This window comes from Pseudomonas sp. RA_35y_Pfl2_P32 (genome assembly GCF_963970735.1).
Lineage (GTDB): Bacteria > Pseudomonadota > Gammaproteobacteria > Pseudomonadales > Pseudomonadaceae > Aquipseudomonas.
In genome coordinates this window covers 1-510 of sequence record NZ_CAXAQF010000224.1, presented here as the reverse complement: position 1 = coordinate 510, position 510 = coordinate 1, and the positions used below count along the sequence as shown (strand labels likewise).

Annotated in this window: 1 protein-coding gene and 1 pseudogene; both read right to left on the bottom strand. The window is 66.5% G+C overall.

Annotation, left to right across the window (positions count from 1 at the left end):
• On the bottom strand, positions 1-160 hold a 160-nt coding region (locus tag AACY45_RS29410), incomplete at its 3' end, for a squalene/phytoene synthase family protein (protein ID WP_445261235.1).
• Positions 157-510, bottom strand: a pseudogene (locus tag AACY45_RS27985) (glycosyltransferase); the annotation flags it as partial. The gene AACY45_RS29410 and the pseudogene AACY45_RS27985, both read right to left, overlap by 4 nt.

Below are 510 nucleotides of genomic sequence, written 5' to 3'. Positions count from 1 at the left end.
CGGCATTGTCGGCCACATCATCGGCGGCGCGCGCGAAATGATAGAAGGCCATCACCGGGGCGCGATGCTCGGGCTTCAGCAGCACCGAGGCGACCGGAAAATTCTCATCCTTATGCCCCTTGCCCGAGGCAAGCGCGGTGGCGGTGGTTGCGGTGCTCATGCCGACAGATCCGCCTGGACGCGGCCCTTCCACAGGCCCCCGCGCCCGCGCTTATGCTGCCACGCCGACAGCACGGTGCAGCCCGCATAAAAGGTTGCGATCAACGGCAAGGCAGGTCCCCAAAGTGGCGAGCGACGGTAGAAATGCAGCATCGGCTGGAACAGCAGCGCCATGATAGCCCAGGCCCCCAGCGCAGCAAAATGCGCCCCGCCGCGCGCGAAAATCGCCAGCACGGGCGGCGCGAGATAGGTCAGTGCGAGTCCGAGCGTGGTGCCCGCCAGCAGCAACGGCGAATAGCGGAGCTGGGCGTTGGCAGAGCGCGAAATCATCGCAGCGACCGAGGCCCAGGT